Here is a 26,573-nt window from a genome sequence, read left to right as displayed (position 1 = left end):
CTTGATTATTGTTGTCACCACGACAGTCGGCGACTGTCGTGGTTCGTCACTATGGCACGCGAGGGCAAGTGGAACAAGACAAATAAGCCCGGAACAGATGGGCAATGGCGGCTCTCTTCGTACCTGCACGGAAACCCCGCTTCCATTACCTCAACATGCGGGAATTCAGGCCTGCTGATCCAGCAAAGCTGCCATGGCGGCGGCAAATCGCGGGTCCGACAGCTGTCCGACATTGAAGCGGGACCATGGCACGCTGTGTTCCGGGTCGACATGGAAGATGCTGCCCGGAGCCAGCACCACGTGATGCGCCATTAGGGCCTGCGCCAGTGGCCGGGCATCCGTAAAAGCGGGAAATCTCGCCCACAGGTACATGGATTGCTGTGGCGCGCAGAACAACTCTGCCTCCAGTTGCTGCAGCTGGTGGCAGGCGGCGTCGGTGGCGTGCGCCAGACGCTCGCGCAGGCGCGCCGTGTGGCGGCTGAAGTGGCCGTCGGACAAGATCACGTCCAGCGTGCGCTCGCAGTATTCGGAACTGCTCATGTGGACCAGCATCTTGATGTCGGCCAGGTCACTGGCCAGATCACGGTGGCAGGCAATGAAGCCCACGCGCAGCGCGGCGGACACCGACTTGGAAAAGCTGCCGATGTAGAGCGTGCGGCGCAACTGGTCCAGCGTGGCGATACGCGGCGCGGTAGCCGGCTTGAAGTCGGCGAAGGCATCGTTCTCCACGATCAGGGCATCGTGGCGATCGGCCAGTTGCAGGATCTTGTGCGCCTTGTGCGGAGAGGTGTCCGAGGCCGTGGGATTGTGCGCCAGCGACTGGGTGAAAAACAGCGGCGGCTTGCCGGGCAGCTTCAGTTCGCGTTCCAGGATCTCGACATCCGGCCCGTCCGCATGGCGCGGGATGCCGATGATGCGCGCACCGGACAGCTTGAGCTTTCCGTACAACATGTAGTAGCCCGGTTCATCGACCAGCACGCGATCGCCGGGGCGGATGAAATTGCGGATCACGATATCGAGCGCCTGGTTGGCCCCGTGGGTCAGCACGATCTGGCTGGTGGCGGCCTCGATGCCATGCTGCGCCAGCTTCTGCACCAGGTGCTGGCGCAGCGGCAGGTAGCCGAAGCGGCTGCCGTAGCCGAACAGCGCACCCATGCCGGTGCGCACCACCTTCTGGTGGAATTTGTCCAGCCGCACATCGTGCAGCCATTCCACCGGCGGGAAGCCATCGCCCAGGCGCAGATGGCCGGGGTCGTGCTTCAACTGCTCGCGCATGAGCCAGACCACGTCCATGGCGCGGCTCAGGCTGCCCTCCTCTTCTTCCTTCGGGCGCGGCGGCGTGGCGCAGACGAAGAAGCCGGAGCCGCGCCGGGGCTCGACCACGCCTTGCGCCGTCAATTCCTCGAACACGTTGACGATGGTGTTTTTGGCACAGCCATGCCGGGCGGCCAGCTCGCGGATCGACGGCAGGCGGCTGCCGGGAGCATGCGCACCCTCGGCGATCTGGCGACGGATCAGTTGAACCAGGGTCTGGGTGAGTGTCTGGGGGATGGTCACGGATAAGACTCTCCAAAAAGCAGGCAGGTACTCGCTCGCCCGGCCCGCGTCGTCGGGACTTGCTGCAATGCAAAGGGATTGTCCTGGGTACAGTTGCCCTGCTGTTGGCAGCAACTGTACCCATGCGCAATGGTACACCCTTGCTATTCTGCCAGCGCTGGACGGCGGCGCGCAGCCTGCCGCCCATTCCAGAACTTCATATAACGACGAAAAGAGAGACCAGCGCATGCACAGTGACAAGCACTCCGCGACCGATTCGCGCCTGCCCGGATTCCGCAGCCTGACCCCGCCGCAACGCCTGGCGGAGGTCGCACGCCTGGCCGGGCTGGGCGAGCCCGAGCAGATCCTGCTGGGCCAGCCCGGAGGCCTGCCGCTGGCCACGGCCGACGGCATGATTGAAAACGTGGTCGGCACCTTCCAGCTGCCGCTGGGTGTGGCCGGGTATTTTCAGCTCAATGGCCGCGATGTACTGGTACCGATGGCGGTCGAAGAGCCCTCGGTGGTGGCGGCAGCGTCCTTCATGGCCAAGCTGGTGCGCGCCTGCGGCGGCTTCCAGACTTCCAGCAGCACGCCGCTCATGCGGGCGCAGATCCAGCTGCTCGGGGTGACCGATCCGCACGGCGCGCGGCTGGCCATCCTCAAGGACCGCCAGGCCATCATCGACATCGCCAACAGCCGCGACCACCTGCTCAACCAGCTGGGCGGCGGCTGCCGCGACATCGAAGTGCATGTCTTCCCGGACACCCGGCGCGGTGCCATGGTGGTCACGCACCTGATCGTCGACGTGCGCGATGCAATGGGTGCCAATACCGTCAACACCATGGCCGAAGCCGTAGCCGGACATATCGAGGAAATCACCGGCGGCAAGGTGCGGCTGCGCATCCTCTCCAATCTGGCCGATCTGCGGCTGGCGCGGGCCAGGGTGAAGGTTTCTGCCGATGTACTGGCCACCAGCGCTTACAGTGGCGAGGAAGTCATCGATGGCATCGTCGATGCGTATGAATTTGCCGCCGTCGATCCCTACCGCGCCGCCACCCACAACAAGGGCATCATGAACGGCATCGATCCGGTCATCGTCGCCACCGGCAATGACTGGCGCGCGGTGGAGGCCGGGGCTCACGCCTACGCCTGCCGCCATGGCCGCTACACTTCGCTGACGCACTGGGAAATTGCCGCCGATGGCGACCTCGTCGGTACGCTGGAAATCCCCATGCCGGTGGGCCTGGTGGGTGGTGCCACCAAGACCCATCCGGCGGCACGGGCGGCCTTGAAGATCCTGGGCGTGCAATCGGCACAGGAGCTGGCCGAGGTCGCCGTGGCGGTGGGGCTGGCGCAGAACATGGCCGCCCTGCGCGCGCTGGCGACTGAAGGCATACAACGCGGCCACATGGCCCTGCACGCGCGCAACATCGCATTGGCCGCCGGGGCCGAACCGCATGAGATGGACTGGCTGGTGCAGCAGATGGTGGCTGGCCACGACGTCCGGGTGGACTACGCCAGATCGCTGCTGGCCGAACGCCGCCGCTGAAGCACGGAAAACAGAACGACCCGAGCCGCCCAGCGGCCGATCACAACGAGGAGACAAGCACATGAACGTTGCCTCCCCCCTTTGCATCAAGCCTTTCTTCGGCAAGAATCGCTTCGGCAAAGTTTTCGCCGGGACCGCCCGTACCGGTGAACGAGACCATCAACCTCACAATGGCGTCCTTGTCCATGGGGTCAAAGGACTGCCCCGTAACGACCGAGATTAGGAATTTCTGCTTGATGTTGCTGGTCCAGACGGAAAAGCCGTCGTCAAGATTACTGCTGACAATGGCATTGAGCTTGTTCAGCATCGGCACGCCCCCACCTGATGCGTCCAGCGCCGGACGGAAGCCGTTGACAAACACGGGAGGCTCGGCCATCTCCAGCTTGGGATCGACCGGTGGTTTGGTATCCACCTTGAAGGTGGTGGCCAATTGTGTGTCCACGCCAATGGCTTTGGCGATGTCGTTGCCGGGGAACGCATGGCCGTCCCGGTCGCTCCAGTTTCCGGCACCGTCCGGCGTGAACAGCAGATTGCCACCGTCGGTATAGACGTAGCTGTCAGGGTGAAACTTCAGTGCATTCGCCGGAATTCTGATATCGCCATCAAGGCCTTTGGTGGACGCATCTCCTGCCGCCCCCAGCCTGAGTATGAAGTGCAGTACATCACCACCGTTGGTGTTGTCCGAAGTCTCACAATCAGCATCGAAATTGCTCCCCGCCAGTGTGACTGTCAGCTTGGGAGCATTACCGCTCCAGGAGATCTTGTAGGGCAAGGCCAGTGCAATGCGCAGCGTGCTGGCTCCCGAATCGGCCATGCCGTTGAAGATGTTGCCCGGCGGCGCCGATTCCAGTGCGATCTGCGCCATGTTCAGGCTGATTTTGGCCCCGGCGGCGACATAGCCCAGTGCGCTGCCAGTAGCACGCAGCTGGAAGGTGGCGTCGACATTCGGGGCCGGGTCGTAGTAGCTGTCCTGCCCATCGTCAGGGCGGGTGACCGGCAGCAGGAAGATGGTCGCATCGGACGAGGAAGGCTTGGCTGGCCGGGTTCCTCTATTGCCTGCTCTGGCCGGATCGTCGATATGCGTGGGCACGGTCAGTTTGAAGAAGCCGCCCCCCTTGTTGCTGGCGTCATTGATGCTGTTGCGGACGGCATCGACATCCTTCTGGGTCAGGACATAGTCATAAGTGAAGATTTTTGCATTTTCGACGGGCTTGCCATCTGCGCCCAGGCGGATGAATTCGATGCGCAGGCTATCTCCCGCCTTGACCGAATCGGCGGTATTGACCCTCAGCGTCAATCCGTCAGAAAAACTGACGGCGCTGATGCTGGCCGCCACCCCTGGCGCGGGGGTTTTACCCGCGGCCGGCTTTTCTGTCCCCGTATCGATATTGATGTAGGGCACCTGAGCGCCGTTGGCACCCGCACCATCTGCACTGGCGGCGTTATAGAGCCGGAGGGCAGCTTCATCCAGGCCGACCGGCATCAGGGTCTGGCCATCCGCACCACGGACCGTGGCCGAACGGATCTTTTCCAGATTCAATACCCACTTGCCCGCTTGCTCTTCAAAGGCACTGGCCAAAAGCTTGAGCGCAGCCCCCAGCGCATCCTCGCTGGCCACACCGGCGTCGCGGTGCGCCTGCGCCATACCGGCCAGCAGGCCCAGTGCCAGACCGTAGTTCTGGCTGTCCGGCGTGAGGATAGGATTGCCGCCGCCACCCAGGAAGGTCGGCAGCAGATGCGCCAGGTCGCCCGCATTGATGCCGAAGGCCTTGGCCACGGCAGCATGGATGGCGTCGATGTTGGCGGCCGACAGATCCTGGCCGATGCGTCCCGCGGCCAGCGTGGTCAGCGGGTTCACGGTGAGCTGCTGGTCTGAGGTGAGATTGCCGATGATGGCCACCATGTCGGTAGAGCCCAGGGTCATCGGGCCGGCGACCTCATCACGCTGGTCAGCACTGCTGCCGGTATCGCGGATCACCACCCGCACAATGTCCTGCGCCGTGACCTGGCTCTTCTCGACCTTGATGCTCATGCGGCCATTGCGATCCACGGTGGTCGCGCTGCCGATGTCCTGCCACTCCCCGCCCGTCCACTTCTGGGCAATGGCGCGCACCGAGGCCCCGGAGATGAAGATGCCCGCGGCCGGGGTCACGGTCAGTGTCCAGGTGTTGCTGGGGACGGCCGGCGTACTGCCGGCATCCGGCTGGGCATCGGTATTGCCGCTGCTACCACCACCACCACCGCCAGCGGCGGCCAGGCCCAGCAGTGCCAGCGCGCCACCGCCGATGGCCAGCGGCAGCTTCCAGTCCTTGCCGAACCAGCTCTCCATCCAGTCGGCGCCGGATTTCTCGCGCGCGCCGGGCAAGGGGGCGGCCTGGCGCAACAGTTCCTCGCCCACACTGACGGGAGCATCGGCGCTGATCTGACCGGCACCGGTCTTGCTGCCGGATGAAGCGCTGCTGGCCTGGGCCAGCAGCAGGCGCTCATCGTCCTGTCGTGCGTTGCCGGAAAGTTCCTCCGTCCTCTCCTCCTCGTCTTCGTCTGCCTCGCCACGGCGTACCGACATGGCGGCGTCGGCGCTTTCCTGCGCGCGCGCAGCGGCCTCGGCTTCGGTCAGCGGGTCCATGTCGGCGTGCGGATCGTCTGGTGCCACATCCGTATGCTCCTTGCCGGGCTGGGCCGCCTTGCTAGATTTTCCGGACTTGCTGGCTGCTGCCACGGTGGTGCGCCGGGCCGACGGCATGATCAACGGGAGCGGGGCAGTGCCCAATTGCTTGTTGCTGATCGGGTTGATTCCAGCCTTGTTTTGATCATTGGACATACGAAGCGCTCTTTCTCTGGTCTATGGAGTGAGTAATGAATGAAATAAGTGACGAAACTGCTGCACCAGACAGGCAAAGGCCAACATCACGTTGGCCCTTGCCGGGACAGCAGGTCAGGAATGGCTTTCCGGATCGTCACCTGAGGGTGGCAAGCGGTCCTGCGGGTCTTGCCGTTCTTGCTGTTCTTGATGTTCTTCCGAGAGCCGCGGGGCCGGACTGCCGGTCGCCGAGAGTGCGGCTTGCGCCCTCGCGGCGGCATTCATGTCGACCTTGTCGATGCGGGCGATGATCTCGAGCAGGTGCGGCTGCAGTTGCTGGCCTTGCTGCAGCAGTTGCGCACCGACGGTCTCGACGGCCACCTGCGTACTGCGAGAGCTGGTCTGCATGCTGCTGAGGGCCTGCCCTTGTTCGCGCTGTTCTCGCAGATTCGATTCGATCAGTTCGCTGAGCTGGCGCAGGTCTTGCCCCACGGCGGAGCGCAGGGTGTCCGCATGCTCGCGCATGGCCTGGCGCGCCAGTTCGGCCTCCTGGGTGGCGGCGGCGATCAGGTCGCTCAGCTTGCGCGAGACGCTGCGCTGGTCGTCGCTGGCTTCGGTCTGCCCCATGGCGATGCCGGCCAGGTGCACTTCCATGGCCCGTACGCTGGTCAGCAGGCCCTGATGCGCTTGCTGGGTGTCTTCGAACTTGTGGACCAGCGCACCGAGACGCTGCTCCATGGTGGCGGCAATCTGCTCCAGTTGCGGGCGATCCTGGGCCTGGGCGGCGGTGCGCTTTTCCAGTCCTTCCAGGCACTTCACCAGGGGTTCGCTGGCCTGGCGCATGCGGGACGAGGCCAGCAGGACGGCTTCGGTCTGCTGGTGCATCTCGTTGCGGATGCTGCGGATTTCCTGCAGCTGAGCTTGGGCCACGGAGAAATCGTTGCGCATCTGCTGTTCGTCCGGCTGACCGTTGGCAGGCACGCAAACGGCATCGGCCACGCTCATGTACGCCGCTTCGGCACGGTTGCACAGCACGCGCTGCAGCTTGCGGGTAGCCAGCAACTGCACGTTGTTGACGATGGATCCGCCCAGGCCCAGCAGCGAGGCGACGAAGGCGTCACCCATGCCGGCCAGCGGCGCGCTCATCTTCTGGAAGAACTGCGCCATCATGTCGCTGCCGCCCGAACCGGCCACGCCGAACAGGCCGATCAGGGCTGCCACCTCCTTCAGGGTCACGATCAGGCCGAGGAAGGTGCCGAACAGGCCCAGGCCGATCAGGGTGTTGGCGATGTACTGGGTCAGCGTGGTACGGCGCTGGATTTCCAGCGCGAAGCTGTCGGCCTGGTGCTGCAGGCGCGCCGGATCATGGACCGGGGCCGTGCCATCCTTGCTTAGCAGGTTCTGGAACAAGGTCCGCACTTCCAGGCCGGCGGGCACACCGGCCAGCGTATCATTCAGGTTGGCCAGCTTGACACGGCGGTCCTGGGTCTCGGAGGACTTGAACCGGCGGACCAGCAGACCGAGGTACTTGCCTTCACCCAGCAGACGCCAGGTTTGCCACAGGGTGAGCAGTTGGCCGATGATGGTCACGACCACCAGCAAGATGACGAAGTAGGGATTGGCCACGTGCTCCATCAGCTCTTTCACGCGTCCGTAAAGCAGGCCGTTGACCAGCATGTACATGGCAAATACGGACAGCGTACCGATCATCGGCAGAAGATAAGCCGGATCGGGAGCAGATTGCTTGGGTAGTGAGACAGGTTTCATGGAATTTTCCTTGTAGTGGTAGTAGTGGGCAATCGATGGTGCTTACCGCTCCCCCATCGATTCCTGAAGAGTCTTGGCGATAGGCTTGACCAAGAAGGACAGGACGGTACGGGTATTGGCCTTGATCTCGACGGTGGCGGTCATGCCGGGCTTGACATGGATGGCACTGGCCTTCTGGCCCTTGAAGACGGCCTCCTCCAGTGCGATGTGGACGCGGTAATAGGGCACGGCTCCCTGGCGCGTTTCGTCCAGCAAGGTATCGGGGCTGACGTAGACGACCTGGCCCTTGAGGGTGCCGTAGATCGAATAGTCATAGGCATCAAGTTTGACGTTGGCCTCCTGACCGGCTTTGACATAGGCGGAGTCGGTGGTCGATACCTTCACCTCGACAATCAGGTTGTCCACCGGCAGGATTTCCATCACCACGTCACCCGGGCGCACCACGCCGCCAATGGTGGTGAGCTTGATGTTCTTGACCACGCCGTCAGCCGGTGCCCGCAACTCGGTGTGTTCCAGCACCTGGCTGCGGTCTTCCAGCTGTTCACGCTGGGTGTTGAGGTCTTCCTGCACCTTGGTCATGTCGACCAGGGCTTCCTGGAAATACTTGTTGCGCTTGTTGTTGATCTGGGCGCGGATGTCGGCCACGTTGCGCTGCAGCCGCAGGACGTCGGCGCGGCCGACGTCGCCGGTCTGCTCCAGGTTGCGGTTCATCTGCAGTTCCTGCGAGGCCAGGCCGAGCATGTCATGCAGGGCCTGCAGATCCTGGTCGATAAGGGCCTTGCGCTTGATGTAGAGGTCCTTCTGATTGGCGATGTACTCCTTGTACTCCAGCAAGTCCGGTTCGAACACCAGCGGCTGGCCGTATACCTCGGCACGCAGGCGCGCCAGGCTGATGCGCAGCGCTGCGACCTTGGCGCGGCTGTCGTTGAGGGAGGTCTGGATACGGTCCTGCTCCAGCACCATCAGCAATTGCCCCTGCTTGACGGCCTCCCCCTCCTTCACCAGGATCTGCTTGACGGGTCCGCCATCAGGGGCCTGCACCGACTGCGTACGGGAGACCGCAATCACCTGCCCTTGCGCGCGGGTGACCTGATCGATGTGGCTCAGGCCGGCCCAGACCAGCAGCAGCAAGACACTGAGCATGGACAGGCGCAACATCCAGCGCGCCGAGACCAGGGAGTGATGGGGATCGGGTTTATTCATTTTCAAGCTCATGGTCATGGCGAACCTCAGGCGACGACGGCATTCCCCGCACTGGCGGTATCACCGCGCAGTCGGGCCAGGACGGCATCGCGCGGGCCGTCGAGCACGATCCGGTTGCCCACCACCACGATCACGCGTTCGACCATGGGCAGGAAGGCAGGCTTGTGGGTAACCACCACCAGCGTGCGGCCACCGCTGATTTCTTCATTGAGCACGCCCAGGCAGTGACGCTCCAGGTCTTCATCCATGGAGGCCGTGGGTTCATCGAGCAGGAAGATGTCAGGCCGGCACAGCAGCAGCCGGGTGAAGGCCACCAGCTGGCGCTGGCCACCGGACAGGCCGCGTCCGCCCTCCTGGATCGGCAGGTCCAGTCCCTTGGGATGGGCTGAGACCAGGCGCAGCAGGCCGGTGCGCTCCATCACCTGGCGCAGCACTTCGTCGCCGGGATCGGGCAGGCCGATCAGCAGGTTCTCGCGCAGGGTGCCGACGAAGAGACGGTGGTCTTGCTGGAGATAGCCGATGTGCTGATTCAGCGTCAGGCGGTTGATGTTGGCCATGTCCAGGCCATCGATCAGGATGCGGCCCTGCTGGGGCCGGTACAGCCCGGACAGCAGGCGCAGGATGGTGGACTTGCCGGCACCGATCGGTCCCAGGATGGCGACGCGCTCCCCGGCACGGATACTCAGCTGGTCAATGCTCATGGCATTGAGCAGGCTGCCGGCATAGGTGAATTTCACTTCTTCCACACGGAACTCGCCGCGCAGGGTGTCCGGGGTCAGCTGGCGCTCGTTGCCCTGATCAGTCTGCAGGGCATAGATCTTTTCCAGTCCGGCCAGGGTGGCCTTGGTATGCGCACGCTGCACCATCAGGCCGGGAATCATGGCCACCGGGGCCAGGATGCGGCCACCCAGGATGGAGCAGGCGATCAACGCACCCATGGTGATCTGGCCGTTGATGACCAGGAAGGAGCCGACGATGACGGTGGTCGAGTAGCTCAGTTGCTGCAGCATGGCAGCGATATAGCCGGCATGGTCGCCGATGGCGCGCATGGCCATGTCGCTGCGGATGGACTCGGCACTGACGTCGATCCAGCGCGAGAGGAATTTCCAGCCGCCGGAACCGGACTTGATGGTCTCCACCCCCTCCACCGTCTCCACCAGCAGGCCGGTCTTGAGGTTGGAGGCCGCCGCGCTCTTGTCGGCCAGCCGTACCACCTTGCGATTGGAGAGGTAGCCGATGCCGATGGCCGCCAGCCCGAACACGGTCGGCACCAGCGCCATCCAGGGGCTGGCGATGAAGGCGATCACCAGTACGAACAGCAGGCCCAGCGGCAGGTCGACCAGGGTGAACAGCGTCTGCGAGGTATAGAAGGAGCGAATTTGTTCATATCCGCGCAGTTGCCCGGCCAGGCTGCCGACGGAACCTGGCAACTGGTCCACCCGGACCGACAGCAAGCGTTCGAAGAGCGCCTGCGAGAGCTTGGCATCGAGGCCGGAGACCACGCTGTCCATGATGTGAGAGCGCGCGAACTTCATGCCCAGCTCGAAGACGATGGCCAGCGAGACGCCGATGGCCAGCACGATCAGCGTAGCCACGCCGTGCGTAGGAATGACCCGGTCATAGACCTGCATCGAGAAGACCGAGGCCCCCAGCGCGATGACGCTCATCACCACCGAGGCAATCACCACTTCCAGGATGATGGGACGGTATTCGCCAAGCGCTTCCTTGAAGACGCGTTCAAAACCGTGCTGGTCCGGCTTGTTGCCGAGCGGGGCGAAATCGAGCTTGTAGGCGCCTTCGCTCAGATCACTGTCGCTGACCAAAGCATGGCCCTCTTCACTGATGAAAATCCAGCGGCCATCGGGACGCTGGTCGGCGATGACACCCCAGCCGCGCTCGCGCACCACGCCCAGCATGGGAAGCTGCGCGCGGTCCGGCTTGGCCAGATGCTGCGACTTGGACAGGCTCAGGGCAGCGCAGAGGCTGTTGATGTCGATGGCCGCTGCGCCGCTTTTCACCATCGATTGGGTGATGGCGGCATTGAGCCGGACGCTGTCGATCACCACACCGTGGCGTCGCGCTGCCGTCATCACGGCCCATGACAAGGAAGACGCCAGTTCACTCATGACAGGCCTCCCGGGAAACCAGCAAGGCAGCTGGATACGGGCCCGTGCAGCCTGCGCCGGACATCTTGCTGGCCGCAGCGCGGCGCACCGCACCGGCAACGGGGGGCGAACTGGGACAGGAATGAATATTCTTTCTCATGGCGATTCGTTTGGTTTGATATCAGTCGCGACGATCGGCCTTCCTTCAGGGGAAGGACTGTCGACGGCGCGTATTCGGACGATGCGGACGATGCGGACGTACTCGGCTTGATCGACAGTGAGAGCGAAAAACGGGAGAGAACCCCTCGGACGATGTGTCGCGCGATGCCAGAAATGACCGGGATGCGTCATCGTTGCTGCTTTGCCATCTCAGCAACAGCGGGCAAAACCGAGGGAGATCTCATCCGGAATCAGGCGCTGCGGCAGATCGTCAATGGGGCTAATGATCTGTGAAAATATATAAAGATTTAATTGTCCTTTAGTTCATTTCAGACATATTTGTAGTCTCGAAAAAACTAAGTAAATGACGATTTCAGTCGATCAGAGAACAAACCTCACTCTGGAACGATGGACGCCCTTCCTGTCGACGAGTGAAGAGAAAATCCAGGACCACTTTCGCGAGGATCAAAGAAATACGGAAGATCCTGGAAAGCCTCTTCATATCTGGATACACAAAAGAGAACTCCCCTCGAATCATGTTGAACCCGAGGGGAGCTTGGTGCCATTCGCCACCTGATCACCGACAATCAGTCAGCACTGGTGACAGCGTCTCCGCCAGACCATTAACATCGACGCCGTACTAACTTTATCTAACATTTTGCGCTTAACAAATTGTCTGATGGTGCAGACGGAATGAACTATCGAAGGCAACGTCGAGTGGACGACATCAACAGCAACGGAGAGGAAAGACCAGACAGGAAAGGACGCCTGTGCGCACAGCCCGCGCAAGCTCAGTGCGAGGACTGAAGCTCCGGCGCCACCACGGCCTCTGCGGAGCCGCCAGCCGCGAGAGAAGACAACGGCGATTCCGGGGCGTGCAACGACAGCGGCGACAGTGGCGAACCCGCCGGGCTCGCTGCCCGATCGCAATAGCGCGCAAATTCAGCGGCCAGCATCGGCCGTGCGTAATGCCAGCCCTGGGCATAGTCGACGCAGGCCTGCTCCAGATAGCGCGCCTGCACCGGCGTTTCCACGCCTTCCGCGACGATCTTCAGCTTGAGCTTGCGGGCCAGGTCGATGATGCAGGCCAGCACCGGATGCTCGTGATCCGTGCCGATGCCGATGACGAAGGAACGATCCAGTTTGAGCACATCACATGGAAGTTCGTGCAGATAGCGCAGGCAGGAATAGCCGGTCCCGAAATCATCCAGCGCAATGAGATGCCCCCGCTCCCGCGCCCGGGACAGCGTCTCGCGGCTCGGCAGGGTTTCCATGCTGCTGCTCTCGGTGATTTCCAGCCAGAGTTGGGCCGGCACGATACCGGTGCCGTCCAGCGCGGCATCCAGCACCTCCAGGATGCGGCCGCTGTTGACATCCTGGGCCGGGATATTGACGGCCGCATGCAAGCAGCGATGAGCGCGCAGCGTGGGGGCCAGGTCGCTGACGGTCTGTTGCAGTACCCGGTCGGTGATGGCATTGAGGTAGCCGTGCCGCTGCGCCGCAACCAGGAAACGGTCCGGCGGCAACAGTGCACCGTCCTCGCGCTGCCAGCGCACCAGGACTTCCGCGCCAGCACAGCGGCCGTCGGCCAGTACCACGATGGGCTGATAGACGACTCTGAATTCCTCGCGCTCGATGGCGCGCTTGAACTGCGCTTTGGTGATCATGCTCCCCCCTGCCGCAGTTCCCCTTGCGGTCGCCGTGCGCACCGCACCGGATGCGCACGGCATTGATGGTCAGCGTACCTGGTCCAGGCCATACGCCCACAATTGCAGCTTGCGGCCATCCGCGATGATCATGGCCGTGACGTCGGCCTTCTGCAGATCGGTCTGCACCACTTCGCGGGCGGCATTCATCACGTCCAGCCAGGAGCGCCGGCCCGACAGATATTGGCGGGTATAGGAAGCCAGCACCTCCTCGGACGATACGCCGACGTCTTCCAGATTGCGTGCACGCGCCTCGGCTTGCTGATACTCGGTGTAGGTGGCGGCCATCTGCGAGATCAGTTCCAGCCGTGCCGCATCCACGGCCAGCAGCGCCGACTGATAGCGGCCCTGCGCGGCGGCCACTTCCGAACCCAGCGACAGGCCGGCCCCCAGCTGCATCTGCATGCCGATGAAAGCACGGTTGGCATTGGGGGTGTGAGGCACGCTGAAGTTGCCGCGCTGGTGCTCCAGGCGGGCATAGACTTCGGGCCAGTAGGAGGCACTGCGGATCCGGATGGCCGACTCCTGGACCTTGGCATCAGCGCGCAGGCGCTTGAGCAGCGGGCTGCTCTCCAGCATGCTCTCGGTCAGTGCGGGCAGATCCTCGCTGACGGACATCTTCGCCACATCGGCACGCAGCTCTTCATCGCTCAGCGGCAGGCCGACCAGTTGTTCCAGTTGCAGGCGCGCCGATTGGCGGCTGGCCTTGGCTCCCAGCAGGTCGGTCAGTGCCTGGTCGCGGCGGCCGCGCACCAGCGTCACGTCGACGCGCGCAGCGGCGCCTTCCTTCTCGCGGCGCTGGCTCTGTGCGAGGAAATCTTCCAGCGCTTTCAGATTCTTCTGATTGGCCTCGGTGGCCAGATCCGAACGCACCCACAGGCTGTATTGCGAAATGACCTGCTCGGCCAGGCGGAAGCGCTGTTCACGCAGGGCTTCGCCAGCAGATTCATGATTGTGCCCGGCCTGTTCCAGCTGGGCCGTCAGGCGGCCGCCGGACCACAGGGTCTGCTGCAGGCGCAGGGTCACCACGGTATCGTCGCCGTTGTACGAAATGTCGCGCGAACTGGTCACGCCGGCGCGTTCGACCGACATGGACGGTGTCGGGAAGAATTGCCACTTGGCCGACGAGATACCTTCGGCAGCGGCGTCGACGGCACGTTGCCGAGCGACCGCGGCGGGATTGTTGAAAGCGGCTTGCTTGACCAGATCACCCAGGCTGACAGCGCCCGCCGGCAGGCTCAACAAGCCCAGTGACATCGCGATCACGGCAGCCAGCCGGTTGGGCCAGCGCGGGCGCGGCAAGGTGGAGGAAGACTGCGGGCCGCACGCGCCGCCAAGGGGGAGGATGTCGTTCATCTGCGCTCATTTCAGGTTGATCTCGTCCAGGGAGGAAGGTCTCGCGGCAGGCGGGAAGACGGCGCCGGGCGCCGTACTTCACGCACCTGCACACTGGCCGGGCAGCAGCCGCAAAGGCGGCAGGGCAGCCGGCCGGCTGCGATGACGGGTGACGAGAATTGGCTTGGATGATCGCGGAAAGGACGGGGGGGAACGAATTGTCCGATGGTGCAGAAATCTTCATACGACCTCGAAATAATTCGAGAAACACTACAAAGATTAATGAAGAACAGCTGCAGACCCTGCCAAGAACGTCTGCAGCCGGAAGCGCTGCACGGGTTCCGGCACGCTCAGGAAGAAAACGACGCTACCGCCAAGGCGGCACGCAAGGTGGTGATGACCTCATCCCAGTCGCCCGCACGCTGCTGGCGGAACAGCCGTGCCGTCGGATACCAGGGCGAGTCATGGCGCTGCAGGAACCAGCGCCAGTCCGGTGAATAGGGCAAGGCGATCCAGACCGGCACGCCGAGCGCGCCGGCCAGGTGGGCGGCTGCCGTATCGACGCTGATGACCAGGTCCATGCAGGAAAGCGCAGCGGCCGTATCGGCGAAATCGCGAATGCCCTCCCCTACCGCATGCCACTGCGGCCCGGCCTGCTGCAGCCATTGCGCATCGGCGGTGCGCGGATCGGGCTGGATGATGAAGAAGGACACCCCGTCACGCGCCTTGGCCAGAGCCGCAAAGCGCTCCAGCGCAATGGACCGGCGCGCATCGTTGGCATTGCCGGGGTTGCCGGAGCAGATGATGCCTGCGCGCACCTGCCCCGGCGCACGCGGTGCCAGCGCGTCGAGTTGCTGCTCCCACTGCCGCTTGAGGTCGATATGAACGTTCAGGTAAGGCACCGGTGCCGGGATGTTGTCCATCGCCGTATTGCACACCAGCGGCAGGCTCATCAGCGGCAACTGATAATCGATCGCGGGCAAGGCGCCTGCGGTCGGCACCAGCTGAATGCGCGAGGCCACCGGCAAGCCCTGCATCAGGGTGAACAAACTTTCCGGAACCTCGAACACCACCTCGGCCCCGGCCTCGACGATCTGCTGCACGTAGCGGCTGAACTGGATGGTATCGCCCTGCCCCTGCTCGGCCCACAGCAGGATGCGCTTGCCGGCCAGCGAGCTGCCGCCGTTCCAGGGCGGGATGGCGGCGTGGCGATAAGGATCGGCACCGCGTCCTTCCCAACGCCATTCGTAGAGCGGCAAAGCCTCTTCCAGCCGGCCAAGCACCAGCAGCGACAAGGCCAGGTTGACGTGGGCATCGGCGTCCTTGCCATCCATGCGCAGGGCGCGGCGGAAGCTGTCGATGGCTTCCTCGTGGTCACGCAGGCGCGCCAGCGTGGTGCCACGGCTGACGTGGGCATCCACCAGGTCAGGGTCGAGAATGAGGGCGCGGTCGTAATAACGCAGCGCTTCCTCGTAGTCACCCAAGGCATGTTCGATCAGGCCTGCATCCAGCCAGTATTGGGCGCGATCATCGAAGCGCAGCAGCACCTGGCGCAGGCATTCGCGTGCGGCTTCCCACTGGCCGGCGCGCTCATGCAGGCGCGCCTTGCGGTGCCAGGTATCGGGAACATCGGGATTGCGCCGCAGTGCCTCTTCCAGCAAGGCCAGCGCCTGGCCATCGTTCTTGCCGGAGGGCGACATGCCCTGCAAGGCGGCCGAGGCGGCGACGAAGAACTCGGGACGTTCATGCCCCGCCTCGATCAGGTCGCGATAGAGCAGGAAGCTGTCTTCATATCGCCCCTGCTCGTAGAAGGCGCGCCCCAGGCGATAGCGCAGGGCCAGCGCTTCCTCGCTGTCGGGGTCGACCAGCGGCAAGGCCTGCTGCCAGGCCAGGGCGGCTTCTTCGAAACGTCCTTGCGCGGCCACCACGCTGCCCAGCAGCTGCAGCGCATCCTTGTGCCGGGGATGGGTCTCCAGCAAGCCGAACAGCACTTGTTCGGCGGCGGCGTAATCATCCTGGTGGAAATGGTCGAGGGCGAGGCGCAGGGATTGAGTGGCGTTCATGGCAGGCGGGATGAGACAAACCCGCGTATTGTCTCATCCCTGCCGCAGTACTGCGTCAGCGCTTGAACACCAGTACCGGATCGGCACGATAGATGGCCGGGTACATCTTCTGCAGGTTGCTGATCTTGGGCAGGTCGTTGTAGGCGATGTAGGGCTGGTTCGGATGCAGCGTGGCGTAATCCTGATGGTAATCCTCGGCCCGGTAGAAACCTTGCAGCGGCGTCACCTGGGTCACGATGGGAGCGCTGAAGACCTTGGCGGCATTGATCTGGGCGATGTAGGCCTGGGTGGCCCGGGCCTGTTCGTCGCTGGCGGTGAAGATGGCTGAACGGTATTGCGTGCCATGGTCCGGGCCCTGGCGGTTGAGCTGGGTCGGGTCATGCGCCACCGAAAAATAGATCTGCAGGATCTGGCCATAGGAAATCTTGCGCGGATCGTAGGTCACCTGTACCGCTTCGGCGTGCCCGGTGGTCCCGGAACTGACCATGGAATACGTGGCCGAATCGGCCTTGCCGCCGGCATAACCGGACACCGCCTGCAACACGCCCTGGGTATGCTGGAACACCCCCTGCACACCCCAGAAGCAGCCACCCGCGAGGACCACGGTGGCCGTGTTGGCGGTGGAAGCCAGCACCGCCTTGCCACTGGGAGCGGGCACCGCCACCGCCGCTTCGGCAGCAAAAGTGGAAGCACAGGCCAGCGCCAGGCAAAGGCTGGCCGCAGAGGCCAGGACGGCAGGTTTGAACAGGGACATGGCAGGCTCCGACAGGGCAGGGAAAAATCAGAAAATCGGCTAGGACGATCAGGTCAAACGCACAAGATATGAAGCATTCAGCGCCGCACGGGCTTTCCCGGCGTGCCCGATGCGCCGCTGCGCCGCCACAGCAGGCGCAAAGCGAGCATCACCCCGACCAGCACCGCAAACAACAGCGGCTGGGCGATCAGGTTCTTGCCGGCCTTGTCCCACCAGTAGTGCAGCACGCCCAGCGGCACGATCACATAGACCAGCCGGTGCAGGGCCTGCCAGCGCTTGCCGCCCAGGCGTCGCACCATGCCGTTGGTACTGGTGATGGCCAGCGGGATCGACAGCAGCAGCGCCAGCACGCCCACGGTGATGAAGGGCCGCTTGACGATGTCCTTCCAGATCTCGCCCAGGTCGAAGAAGTGATCGAACCAGACGAAGGTCGTGAAGTGCAGGCACAGATACAGAAACGCCATCAGCCCCAGCATGCGGCGCATGCGCACCAGCCAGTTCAGCCCGGTGATCTTGCGCAGGGGCGTCACTGCCAGGGTGATGCAGAACAGATACAAGGTCCAGTCGCCGGTGCTGTGGGTGATGAATTCCAGCGGGTTGGCCCCCAGGCCGCCGGTGAAACCCAGCACCACCAGCCGCACCAGCGGAACGAAGGCCAGGGCCAGGAACAGCCACCACAGCCCCGTCACGGCGCGTGGTTTGAGATTGCGCAAGGCGGCCGGAGCGAGCTGCATGCCTGATCCGATCCTCAGAAGAACTTGCGCAGGTCCATGCCGGTGTACAGGCTGGCCACGTCGTTGTATCCGTTGAACATCAGCGTCTTGCGCTTGGGAGCAAAGAAGCCGTCTTCGCCGATGCGGCGCTCGGTGGCCTGCGACCAGCGCGGGTGGTCCACGTTGGGGTTGACGTTGGAGTAGAAGCCATATTCCTGCGGAGCGTAGAGATTCCATGCGGTCTTGGGTTCATCCTTGACGAAGCGGATCTTGACGATGGACTTGGCCGACTTGAAGCCATACTTCCAAGGCACGATGATGCGCACCGGTGCGCCGTTCTGGTTGGGCAGCACTTCGCCGTACATGCCCAGCGTCAGCAGGGTGAGCGGGTGATTGGCTTCGTCCAGGCGCAAACCTTCACGATAGGGCCAGTTCAGGATGGGGGTGGACAGGCCCGGCATCTGCTTCTTGTCGGCCAGGGTGACGAATTCGACATACTTGGCATTGCCGGTGGGTTCGGCCTTCTTGATGAGGGCCGAGAGCGAATAGCCGATCCACGGGATCACCATCGACCAGCCTTCCACACAGCGCATGCGGTAGATGCGCTCTTCCAGCGGGGCCAGCTTGGTCAGGGCATCCAGGTCCAGGGTCATGGGCTTCTTGACCTCGCCTTCGATGTCGATGGTCCACGGGCTGGTTTTCAGGCTGCCGGCATTCTTGGCCGGATCGGCCTTGTCGGTACCGAACTCGTAGTAGTTGTTGTAGCTGGTGGCGTCCTTGTAGGCGGTCTGCTTGTCCATGACCGCGAAGGCGTTATTGAGCTGGGCCGGCAGCTTCCTGCCCTGCTGGGCGAAGGCCTGCGGCAGCGCGCCCATGCCGCCGGCCAGGGCGGCACCGGCCGCCACGCGCGCCATGAAGCTGCGGCGCGACAGGTAGAGATCACGCGGGGTGATCTCGGAGGCGGTCGGGATGTCAATCTGGTCGGGACGAATCTTGATCAGCATGGTGCGCTCCGGCAAAAAAGGGTGTGAATGCAAAGCGGAGGCAAGGCCTGGACCTCGCCGATGAGATGCCATGGTAAAAGCGGCGCGGTGACGCGCGGGTGGCATTTTGATGACAATTTTGTCATGAAGAAAAATCCCTCCATTGCTAGAATCGAGTGCATTTTCCGGTTCATTCTCTCCGATCCGGGCCGCCTTTGCAGCGGCGCTTCCCGTCCATTCCACCAAACACGGTTTCCCACAGCATGGCCATCCTGGTAATCGAAGACGACCCCAAGACCGGTGACTACCTGCGCAAAGGCTTGCGCGAATCCGGCTACGCCGTCGACCTCGCCCGCACCGGCAGTGACGGCCTGCACATGGCACTGGAACAGGACTACGACCTGGTGGTGCTGGACGTGATGCTGCCCGGCCTGGATGGCTGGCAGGTCATGAGCGCACTGCGCAGCAAGCGCGACCTGCCGGTGCTGTTCCTGACCGCCAAGGACCAGGTGGAAGACCGCATCCGCGGCCTGCAGCTGGGGGCCGACGACTACCTGGTGAAACCCTTTTCCTTCACTGAACTGGTGCTGCGCATCCGCACCCTGCTGCGCCGGGGCGTCACGCGCGAAGCCGAGGTCTATGAGATCGCCGACCTGCAGCTGGACCATGTGCGCCACAAGGTCACGCGCCAGGGCATTCATATCGCCCTGACCAACAAGGAATTCATGCTGCTGCACCTGCTCATCAAGCGCCGGGACGAGGCACTGTCACGGTCCGTGATCGCCTCGCAGATCTGGGATATGAACTTTGACAGCGACACCAATGTGGTCGACGTCGCCATCAAGCGCCTGCGCGCCAAGATCGATGCGCCCTTCGAGAAAAAACTGATCCACACCGTGCGCAGCGTCGGCTACATGTTTTCGGAAAACCCATGAACGCCGCTGCCACACCCGTGCGCGGCTGGACACTCACTTCCCGCGTCACCGCCCTGTTCGCATTGATGACTGCGCTGGTGGTCACCGGCCTGGGCTTTTACCTGGATCGCGCGGCCGGGGTCGCCCTGTCGCAGCGGGCCGACCAGGCCCTGATCGGGCGCGTGGAACACTTCCGCAACCTGATGCACGACCTCTACAACGTCGAGCAGATGGAGCAGCGCCCGGCCCTCTTCGAAAGCATGATGGGCAATGAGCAGGATGTGCGCATCTTTCGCCGTCAGGGTGAAGCGCCCTTCATCCAAAGCAATCCCGATCATCTGCAGCCGCCTGAGATGACCCCGCTTCCGGTGGGCCGCCCGGTCAGTTCGGCCAGCCTGCAGACCAGCTTCCGCCCCGATGGCGTGAAGGTACGCTGGGTCTCGGCACTGGCCGATGTGGGCAAGGGTGGTGCAGGCGGAGACCGCGTGGAGATCGTGGCCGCCTATGTGATGGTGCAGGAAAGCCGCATGATGCACAGCTACCGCTGGCGCATTGCCGGTGCGGCGGGCGCTGCCATCTTGCTGACCTCGCTCTTGGGATTCCTGCTGCTGCGGCGCGGGCTGCAGCCGCTGGAAGCGATGAGCCAGCGCGCCGCCCAGATCACGCCCGACCGCCTTTCCACCCGCCTGGAGCAGGACGGCATGCCCTCCGAACTGCGGCGCGTGGCGCTCTCCTTCAATGCCATGCTGGACCGGCTGGAGGCTGGCTACGACCACCTGGCGCAATTCTCCGGCGACCTGGCCCACGAGATCCGCACGCCCATCAACGTGCTCATGGGCCAGAGCCAGGTTGCACTGGGCCAACGGCGTAGCCTGGAAGAATATGAACAATTGCTCGAATCGAATGTGGAGGAATTGCAGCGGCTCTCGCGCATCGTCGAGAACATCCTGTTCCTGGCGCAAGCCGACCATGCGACGCTGGCCGTGGAATGCAGCGCGCTGGACCTGCATGAAGAATTGGGCAAGGTGACCGATTACTTCGAAGGCATCGCCGACGAACGCGGCCTGCGCTTCGAGCTGCAGGCCCAGGGCACTTGCCATGCCAACCGCGACATGTGGCGGCGGGCAGTGAACAACCTGGTCATCAATGCGGTACGCTACGGTGAGGCCGACAGCGTCATCCGCATCCAGGCCGAGAACGACGCCAGCGGCAGCCGCATCCTGGTGGACAACCGCTGCGAAGGCGTCACGCCCCATGCGATGGCGCGCATGTTCGACCGTTTCTATCGCGGCGACCGTTCGCGCAGCGCCTTCACCGAATCCAACGGCCTGGGGTTGGCCATCGTCAAGGCCATCATGGCCTTGCATCGCGGCACGGCTGCGGTCGAATGTCCGCAGCCGGGCTGGATTCGCTTCAGCTTGTTCTTCCCGTCGGCGGCAGCGCAGGCGGCGCAGGTGCAGGTTCCGCCACCTCTGCTGACCTGAGCGCTTCCTGCGCGGCCTGGGCCGCCAGTTCAGCCTCGCGGGCTTCGGCCGCACGTCTTGCTTTCTGGGCCGCCGAGGCACGCGTGAAGATGATCTTCAAGGCTGCCATCACCGGCACCGACAGGAAGATGCCCGCCACCCCGCCCAGCTGGTCACCGGCCAGCAGGCCCAAGATCACCATGAGCGGGCTCACTTCCACGCCCTCGCTCATCAGGTAAGGATTCAGTACGTAATCCTGGAACACCCGATACGCCACGATGAAGCCCACCAGCCACAGCAAGTGGTCATAGCCGCTGAAGCCGGCCACCACCAGGGCAGCCGCACTGGCGGCGAGCGGACCGGCAAAGGGAATGAATTCCAGCACCGCCGCCAGGCCCGCCAGCAGCATGGCGTAGGGCACGCCCATGAGCGAGAAGGCGATGCTGTAGGCCACGAAGGTGGCAATGGAGAGGAACAGCAGCGCGCGCACGTAGCGCGAGAGCAGCACGTCGAGATCCTTGATGATGCCATCCCACAGCTTGCGGTTGGAACGGTTCATCCAGGACAGGATTTCATCGCGCATGGCCGGCGCTTCCTTGATGAGCAGGAAGCTGATCACCGGCACCAGCACCAGGTAGATCAGGTTGCTGGCCGCATGCATCACGCCCACCCCGAACTGCTTGGCCAGCGGCATGGCCTGGTCGGTGCCGTTGGCGAGCTGGTCGCGGATGAAGCCAAGGATGCGTGCGCGCAGCGGTTCGGCGAAGCCCGGCAGCGGAATCTTGGACACCGCATCATTGGAGCGCAGCAGCGCCGGCAGTTGCTCGGACAGGCGCAAGGCTTCCTCCTGGATGCGCGCGCCGAAGATGGTCGCCACGGCTGCCACGATACCGATGGCCAGCACGAACACCACCGCAATGGAGACCGCACGCGGCACCTTGGCCGGGCGCACGCGCTCGACCTGCTCCACCAGCGGATAGACCAGGTAACTGAAGAAGACGGCAAACACCAGCACCAGCACGGTGGCCGAAATGGTATAGGTGACATAAAGCAGCAAGGCCACCAGGAAGACGGTCCAGACGATCCTGGCCACGCGGAAATCGAAACCCAGCATAAATATTCATCCTTGGAAAAAGAGGACGCAGCAGGCGTGCGCCACGGGCAACCCCAGCCCGCCAGCCCCTCGCCACCGAGGTGAAGAAACCCGGTGGACGCTTGCACTCAGTCGTACTCAGTTGCACTCAGTACTTCACCTGTAGCGTGGCGGAGATGTCGTTTTCCAACCCCTTTCCACGCTACGGCTGAGCTGCAAATGCACCTTATTTGATCCGCATCAGGTTTCCTATCAGCCAAATCCTTCTGGCTTTGTAGGAAAGCGTGAAAATACGTTCATGCAGCGCAACATGATGCTGAACAGGGCTGCGTCCTTGTGAAACCGGGAAGTTCACAAGACGCGATGTCGTCATGAAGAGACGTTAATAAGCGCCTTCACCCCTGTCAGTCTCTGAGCCTGCAGACGGCCCTCGCCCGCGCCTTGCGCGCCGGGCGCGCGTCATTCTCATCCGTGATAACTGTTATCAGCAAATACACAGGTGCGTGACATTGCGATGGGTCAAGCAATTGCCTTAAATTTCAGTAATTACTGAAATTTCGAAAGACTTCGACATGGAAAACAACGTACTCAGCCCGCTCATGCAGCGCTTCATCAGCCACTTCGGCGAGATGGGCAGCCGCTGGGGCATCAATCGCACCGTAGGGCAGATTTATGCCCTGCTCTACATCTGCGGGCGCGCGCTCAATGCTGACGAGATCGCCGAGTACCTCAGTTTTTCGCGCTCCAACGTGAGCATGGGATTGAAAGAATTGCAGTCCTGGCGGCTGGTGAAGCTGCTGCACAAACCCGGTGACCGCCGTGAATATTTTGAACCGCCGGGCGACATCTGGGACATCTTCAAGGTGCTGCTGGAAGAACGCCGCCGCCGCGAAATCGAGCCGACCCTCTCCATGCTGCGCGACGCCCTGCTGGAAGCGCCCGGCAGCAAGGACGACAAGGAAGTGCAAAAGCGCATGCGCGACATGTATGAACTGATCGAACTCTCCAGTTCCTGGTTCGACGATGTGCAGCGCCTCTCGCCGGAGACGCTGGTGTCGTTGATGAAGATGGGTTCCAAGGTCAAGAAGCTGCTGGACGTGCGTGAGAAGTTCCGCGTCGGCGGCAGCAGCAACGAAAAGGAGTAATCCGCATGCAACTCGCCTCATCCTTGCGCAAACGCCCGTGGCGCTGGCCACGCCTGACCCAGCTGCCGCTGGGGGTGGAGATCACCCTGCTGCTGGTGGTCAAGATTGCCCTCATTACGGTGCTGGCCAAGACCTTCTTCGCCCATCCCGAAGCCAAGCACATGCAGATGCCGGTACAGCGCGTGGAGCAGCGCATGCTGTCTTTCACCACGCCGCAGCCAGCCACCGCACAACAGCAGTACCCGTCCCAAGACCTGTCCGCCAAACAACAAACGGAGTAACACAACATGGTTCCCATCGATGAAGTCGTCTCGCTGTCACGGCTGCAGTTTGCCGTCACGGCGCTCTATCACTTCCTGTTCGTCCCCCTCACCCTGGGCTTGTCCTGGATCCTGGTCATCATGGAGTCGGTCTATGTCATGACCGGCAACCAGATCTACAAGGACATGACCCGCTTCTGGGGCAAGCTCTTCGGCATCAACTTCGCCATGGGCGTGGCCACCGGCATCACCCTGGAATTCCAGTTCGGCACCAACTGGTCCTATTACTCGCACTATGTGGGCGACATCTTCGGGACTCCGCTGGCCATCGAAGGCCTGATGGCCTTCTTCATGGAATCGACCTTCGTCGGCCTGTTCTTCTTCGGCTGGGACAAGCTCTCGCGCAAGCAGCACCTGATCGTCACCGTGCTGGTGGCGCTGGGCTCGAACCTGTCGGCGCTGTGGATCCTGATCGCCAATGGCTGGATGAACAATCCGGTCGGCGCGGAATTCAACTTCGAGACCATGCGCATGGAACTGGTCAGCATGACCGACGTGATCTTCAATCCGGTGGCGCAGGTGAAGTTCGTGCACACCGTGGCCGCTGGTTACGTGACGGCTTCCATGTTCGTGCTGGGCGTGTCGGCCTGGTATCTGCTGAAGGCCCGCGATACCGCCTTCGCGCTGCGCTCCTTCGCGGTGGCGGCCGGTTTCGGCCTGGCCGCGACCTTGTCGGTGATCGTGCTGGGCGACGAATCGGGCTATACCGCCGGTGAAGTCAACAAGGTCAAGCTGGCCGCCATCGAAGCCGAGTGGGATACCCACCCTGCCCCCGCCGGCCTGACCCTGTTCGGCCTGCCCAATGACAAGGAAGAGCGCACCGATTACGCCGTCAAGATCCCCTATGCGCTGGGCCTGATCGCCACCCGTTCGGCCGATACCCAGGTGCTGGGCATCAAGGATCTGAAGAAGGAACACGAAGCGCGCATCCGCAACGGCATGCTGGCCTATGCGGCGCTGGCCAAGCTGAAGGCGGGCGACAAGTCCCCCGAAGCCCGCGCGGAATTCGACAAGCTCAAGAAGGACCTGGGCTATGGTCTGCTGTTGAAGAAGTACACCAACAACGTCGTCGATGCGACGCCCGAACAGATCAGCCTGGCCGTCAATGACACCATCCCCAAGGTCGCACCGCTGTTCTGGTCCTTCCGTGGCATGGTGGCGCTGGGCTTCCTGTTCCTGTTCATCTTCTCGGCGTCGTTCTGGTTCCTGGCCAAGAAGCAGCTGGCGCCGCAACGCTGGCTGCTGCGCCTGGCCGTGATCTCGATCCCGCTGCCGTGGATCGCTGCTGAACTCGGCTGGATCGTGGCCGAATATGGCCGCCAGCCCTGGACCATTGCCGGCATCCTGCCGACCCACCTGTCGGCCTCCTCGCTGCAGCCGGGCAGCCTCTACTTCAGCCTGGCCGGTTTCATCCTGTTCTATACCTTCCTGCTGGTGGTGGAGATGATCCTGATGGTGAAGTACGCGCGCCTCGGCCCCAGCAGCCTGCATACCGGCCAGTACTACTGGGAAACCAAGGGTCATGAAAAGAGCCCCGGCGATGTCCTGCCGCCGCCCCTGAATCCGTCGGCCAATGCCGGCAGCCACTAAGCCACCAGAAGAAATGAGGAAAGCAGAATGATCTTCGATTACGAAACACTCAAGCTGATCTGGTGGGCCTTCGTGGGCGTACTCATCATCGGCTTCGCCCTGACCGACGGCTTCGACTTCGGCGTGGGCATGATGCTGCCCTTCGCCGGCAAGAACGACACCGAGCGCCGCATCCTGATCAACTCCATCGGCCCCACCTGGGAAGGCAATCAGACCTGGTTCATCACCGCCGGCGGCGCCACCTTCGCGGCCTGGCCGCTGGTGTATGCGACGGCGTTCTCGGGCTTCTACATTGCCCTGATGATCTTGCTGTTTTCGCTGTTCTTCCGTCCGGTGGGATTCGACTACCGCAGCAAGGTGGCCGATCCGCGCTGGCGCAATGCCTGGGACTGGGGCCTGTTCATCGGTGGCTTCGTGCCGCCCCTGATCTGCGGCGTGGCCTTCGGCAACCTGCTGCTGGGTGTGCCCTTCCACTATGACGACACCATGCGGGTCGAATACACCGGCAGCTTCTTCGCCCTGTTGAACCCCTTCGGCCTGCTGGCTGGTCTGCTGTCGGTGGCCATGCTGCTGATGCACGGCGCGGCCTTCGCCTTCGTCAAGACCGAGGCCGCCGTGGGGGAGCGTTCGCGCAAGACCGTCATCGGTGCGGCGCTGGTGACGGTGCTGCTGTTCGTGGCCGGCGGCTTCTGGGTAGCCCAGATGCCTGGTTATCGCATCACCTCCATGCCGGACGCCAACAGCGCCTTCACTCCCCTGGCCAAGACGGTGGAAGTGGTCGCCGGTGCCTGGTTCGACAACTACGCCAAGTGGCCCGTGACCAAGCTGTTCCCGGCGCTGGGCGTGGCCGGTGCGGTACTGGCAGCCTTGCTGGCGCTGGTGCGCAGTGCGCGCCTGGCCTTCATCGCCAGCGGGCTGTCGGTGACCGGCATCATCCTCACCGCCGGCATGTCGCTGTTCCCCTTCGTCATGCCCTCTTCGCTGGACGCCAAGAGCAGCCTGACCCTGTGGGATTCGGTCTCCAGCCACAAGACCCTGGGCCTGATGTTCTGGATGGTGCTGATCTTCCTGCCGCTCATCATCGTCTATACCGGCTGGGTCTATCGCGTGGTCAAGGGCAAGGTTACCGCCCGCGACATCCACGAGAACGAACACACGGCGTATTGATTACGCGCAATCGCAAACTGCAACGAGGAGAACATCATGTGGTATTTCGCCTGGATACTCGGTATCGGCCTGGCACTGGCCTTCGGCATCATCAATGTCATGTGGCTGGAAGCCAACTATGCCTTCGGCCGCCGCAAGGCCGAGGAAACCCACGAGCGCTTCGCCAGCGCCCGTGCAGCGGAAAAGCAGCGGCGCAACGGCAGATAGG

20 protein-coding genes are annotated in these 26,573 nt (G+C 63.1%); 8 read left to right on the top strand and 12 right to left on the bottom strand.

Translation table 11 applies throughout. From position 1 onward, the window contains the following. Positions 1–165 precede the first annotated feature (165 nt). A complete protein-coding gene (locus ACWHXP_RS04680) occupies positions 166–1,557 on the bottom strand; it encodes an aminotransferase-like domain-containing protein (protein WP_489634379.1) in 1,392 nt (463 codons plus the stop codon). A 226-nt stretch (positions 1,558–1,783) separates the two neighbouring features. Between ACWHXP_RS04680 and ACWHXP_RS04675 the strand changes: the two genes are divergently transcribed. Continuing rightward, positions 1,784–3,085 carry a hydroxymethylglutaryl-CoA reductase, degradative gene (locus ACWHXP_RS04675; protein ID WP_489634380.1) on the top strand — a complete coding sequence of 434 codons (1,302 nt, stop codon included), beginning with the start codon at positions 1,784–1,786 and terminating at the stop codon, positions 3,083–3,085. A gap of 40 nt (positions 3,086–3,125) precedes the next feature. On the opposite strand, the gene ACWHXP_RS04670 is transcribed toward ACWHXP_RS04675, so the two are convergent. The 10 genes from ACWHXP_RS04670 to msrP form a co-directional block, all read right to left on the bottom strand. Next, positions 3,126–5,906, bottom strand: coding sequence for a hypothetical protein (locus tag ACWHXP_RS04670; protein WP_489634381.1), 2,781 nt, complete (start codon positions 5,904–5,906; stop codon positions 3,126–3,128). Positions 5,907–6,020: 114 nt separating this feature from the next. Beyond that, entirely contained in the window at positions 6,021–7,652 is a 1,632-nt protein-coding gene (locus ACWHXP_RS04665; RefSeq protein ID WP_489634382.1) for a centriolin protein, read from the bottom strand. Between the two features lie 42 nt (positions 7,653–7,694). Further along, positions 7,695–8,855, bottom strand: a complete 1,161-nt coding sequence (locus ACWHXP_RS04660; RefSeq protein ID WP_489634383.1) for a beta-barrel domain-containing protein — start codon at positions 8,853–8,855, stop codon at positions 7,695–7,697. Positions 8,856–8,881: 26 nt separating this feature from the next. Next, positions 8,882–10,981: an ATP-binding cassette domain-containing protein gene (locus tag ACWHXP_RS04655; RefSeq protein ID WP_489634384.1), complete on the bottom strand. Its 2,100-nt coding sequence runs from the start codon at positions 10,979–10,981 to the stop codon at positions 8,882–8,884. A 929-nt stretch (positions 10,982–11,910) separates the two neighbouring features. Then, on the bottom strand, positions 11,911–12,786 hold the full coding sequence (locus tag ACWHXP_RS04650) for an EAL domain-containing protein (RefSeq protein WP_489634385.1): 876 nt from the start codon (positions 12,784–12,786) through the stop codon (positions 11,911–11,913). A gap of 69 nt (positions 12,787–12,855) precedes the next feature. Continuing rightward, the gene (locus tag ACWHXP_RS04645) at positions 12,856–14,181 is read right to left on the bottom strand and encodes a TolC family protein (RefSeq protein WP_489634386.1); all 1,326 of its coding nucleotides are present in this window, start codon (positions 14,179–14,181) and stop codon (positions 12,856–12,858) included. Between the two features lie 329 nt (positions 14,182–14,510). Continuing rightward, complete coding sequence (locus tag ACWHXP_RS04640) at positions 14,511–16,223, bottom strand: tetratricopeptide repeat protein (RefSeq protein WP_489634387.1); 1,713 nt, start codon at positions 16,221–16,223, stop codon at positions 14,511–14,513. Between the two features lie 55 nt (positions 16,224–16,278). Continuing rightward, the gene (msrA, locus tag ACWHXP_RS04635) at positions 16,279–16,977 is read right to left on the bottom strand and encodes a peptide-methionine (S)-S-oxide reductase MsrA (protein WP_121042007.1); all 699 of its coding nucleotides are present in this window, start codon (positions 16,975–16,977) and stop codon (positions 16,279–16,281) included. 77 nt (positions 16,978–17,054) lie between these two features. Beyond that, on the bottom strand, positions 17,055–17,711 hold the full coding sequence (msrQ, locus tag ACWHXP_RS04630) for a protein-methionine-sulfoxide reductase heme-binding subunit MsrQ (protein WP_209535345.1): 657 nt from the start codon (positions 17,709–17,711) through the stop codon (positions 17,055–17,057). 14 nt (positions 17,712–17,725) lie between these two features. Continuing rightward, positions 17,726–18,694: a protein-methionine-sulfoxide reductase catalytic subunit MsrP gene (gene msrP / locus ACWHXP_RS04625; RefSeq protein WP_209583801.1), complete on the bottom strand. Its 969-nt coding sequence runs from the start codon at positions 18,692–18,694 to the stop codon at positions 17,726–17,728. Positions 18,695–18,936: 242 nt separating this feature from the next. On the opposite strand from msrP, the gene ACWHXP_RS04620 reads away from it, so the two are divergent. Then, complete coding sequence (locus tag ACWHXP_RS04620; RefSeq protein ID WP_121042020.1) at positions 18,937–19,608, top strand: heavy metal response regulator transcription factor; 672 nt, start codon at positions 18,937–18,939, stop codon at positions 19,606–19,608. Further along, on the top strand, positions 19,605–21,071 hold the full coding sequence (locus tag ACWHXP_RS04615) for a heavy metal sensor histidine kinase (protein ID WP_489634388.1): 1,467 nt from the start codon (positions 19,605–19,607) through the stop codon (positions 21,069–21,071). Before ACWHXP_RS04620 ends, ACWHXP_RS04615 begins: the two co-directional genes overlap by 4 nt. On the opposite strand, the gene ACWHXP_RS04610 is transcribed toward ACWHXP_RS04615, so the two are convergent. Continuing rightward, positions 21,001–22,164, bottom strand: a complete 1,164-nt coding sequence (locus tag ACWHXP_RS04610; protein ID WP_134222818.1) for an AI-2E family transporter — start codon at positions 22,162–22,164, stop codon at positions 21,001–21,003. The two genes, ACWHXP_RS04615 and ACWHXP_RS04610, sit on opposite strands and share 71 nt — an antisense overlap. 551 nt (positions 22,165–22,715) lie before the next feature. On the opposite strand from ACWHXP_RS04610, the gene ACWHXP_RS04605 reads away from it, so the two are divergent. The 5 genes from ACWHXP_RS04605 to cydX are packed head-to-tail and all read left to right on the top strand — an operon-like array spanning position 22,716 to position 26,572. Beyond that, positions 22,716–23,288, top strand: a complete 573-nt coding sequence (locus tag ACWHXP_RS04605; RefSeq protein ID WP_489634389.1) for a GbsR/MarR family transcriptional regulator — start codon at positions 22,716–22,718, stop codon at positions 23,286–23,288. A 5-nt stretch (positions 23,289–23,293) separates the two neighbouring features. After that, the gene (gene cydP, locus ACWHXP_RS04600) at positions 23,294–23,569 is read left to right on the top strand and encodes a cytochrome oxidase putative small subunit CydP (protein ID WP_121042026.1); all 276 of its coding nucleotides are present in this window, start codon (positions 23,294–23,296) and stop codon (positions 23,567–23,569) included. Positions 23,570–23,575: 6 nt separating this feature from the next. Continuing rightward, a complete protein-coding gene (locus ACWHXP_RS04595) occupies positions 23,576–25,198 on the top strand; it encodes a cytochrome ubiquinol oxidase subunit I (protein ID WP_489634390.1) in 1,623 nt (540 codons plus the stop codon). Positions 25,199–25,225: 27 nt separating this feature from the next. Further along, a complete protein-coding gene (cydB, locus tag ACWHXP_RS04590) occupies positions 25,226–26,365 on the top strand; it encodes a cytochrome d ubiquinol oxidase subunit II (protein WP_121042030.1) in 1,140 nt (379 codons plus the stop codon). A 36-nt stretch (positions 26,366–26,401) separates the two neighbouring features. Beyond that, positions 26,402–26,572, top strand: a complete 171-nt coding sequence (cydX, locus tag ACWHXP_RS04585; protein ID WP_008330178.1) for a cytochrome bd-I oxidase subunit CydX — start codon at positions 26,402–26,404, stop codon at positions 26,570–26,572. The last annotated feature ends 1 nt before the right edge of the window (position 26,573 follow it).

Source organism: Herbaspirillum sp. Her2 (assembly GCF_057961375.1).
This window is presented reverse-complemented; position numbering and strand designations above follow the sequence as displayed.

Bases quoted from the DNA above. Each gene is read 5' to 3' on its own strand.
- ACWHXP_RS04645 (WP_489634386.1), bottom strand. From the start codon at position 14,181: ATGAACGACATCCTCCCCCTTGGCGGCGCGTGCGGCCCGCAGTCTTCC.
- ACWHXP_RS04660 (WP_489634383.1), bottom strand. From the start codon at position 8,855: ATGAATAAACCCGATCCCCATCACTCCCTGGTCTCGGCGCGCTGGATG.
- cydP (WP_121042026.1), top strand. From the start codon at position 23,294: ATGCAACTCGCCTCATCCTTGCGCAAACGCCCGTGGCGCTGGCCACGC.
- ACWHXP_RS04620 (WP_121042020.1), top strand. From the start codon at position 18,937: ATGGCCATCCTGGTAATCGAAGACGACCCCAAGACCGGTGACTACCTG.
- msrA (WP_121042007.1), bottom strand. From the start codon at position 16,977: ATGTCCCTGTTCAAACCTGCCGTCCTGGCCTCTGCGGCCAGCCTTTGC.
- ACWHXP_RS04650 (WP_489634385.1), bottom strand. From the start codon at position 12,786: ATGATCACCAAAGCGCAGTTCAAGCGCGCCATCGAGCGCGAGGAATTC.
- msrP (WP_209583801.1), bottom strand. From the start codon at position 18,694: ATGCTGATCAAGATTCGTCCCGACCAGATTGACATCCCGACCGCCTCC.
- ACWHXP_RS04670 (WP_489634381.1), bottom strand. From the start codon at position 5,906: ATGTCCAATGATCAAAACAAGGCTGGAATCAACCCGATCAGCAACAAG.
- ACWHXP_RS04595 (WP_489634390.1), top strand. From the start codon at position 23,576: ATGGTTCCCATCGATGAAGTCGTCTCGCTGTCACGGCTGCAGTTTGCC.
- ACWHXP_RS04640 (WP_489634387.1), bottom strand. From the start codon at position 16,223: ATGAACGCCACTCAATCCCTGCGCCTCGCCCTCGACCATTTCCACCAG.
- cydX (WP_008330178.1), top strand. From the start codon at position 26,402: ATGTGGTATTTCGCCTGGATACTCGGTATCGGCCTGGCACTGGCCTTC.
- ACWHXP_RS04615 (WP_489634388.1), top strand. From the start codon at position 19,605: ATGAACGCCGCTGCCACACCCGTGCGCGGCTGGACACTCACTTCCCGC.
- cydB (WP_121042030.1), top strand. From the start codon at position 25,226: ATGATCTTCGATTACGAAACACTCAAGCTGATCTGGTGGGCCTTCGTG.
- ACWHXP_RS04605 (WP_489634389.1), top strand. From the start codon at position 22,716: ATGGAAAACAACGTACTCAGCCCGCTCATGCAGCGCTTCATCAGCCAC.
- msrQ (WP_209535345.1), bottom strand. From the start codon at position 17,711: ATGCAGCTCGCTCCGGCCGCCTTGCGCAATCTCAAACCACGCGCCGTG.
- ACWHXP_RS04675 (WP_489634380.1), top strand. From the start codon at position 1,784: ATGCACAGTGACAAGCACTCCGCGACCGATTCGCGCCTGCCCGGATTC.
- ACWHXP_RS04655 (WP_489634384.1), bottom strand. From the start codon at position 10,981: ATGAGTGAACTGGCGTCTTCCTTGTCATGGGCCGTGATGACGGCAGCG.
- ACWHXP_RS04665 (WP_489634382.1), bottom strand. From the start codon at position 7,652: ATGAAACCTGTCTCACTACCCAAGCAATCTGCTCCCGATCCGGCTTAT.
- ACWHXP_RS04610 (WP_134222818.1), bottom strand. From the start codon at position 22,164: ATGCTGGGTTTCGATTTCCGCGTGGCCAGGATCGTCTGGACCGTCTTC.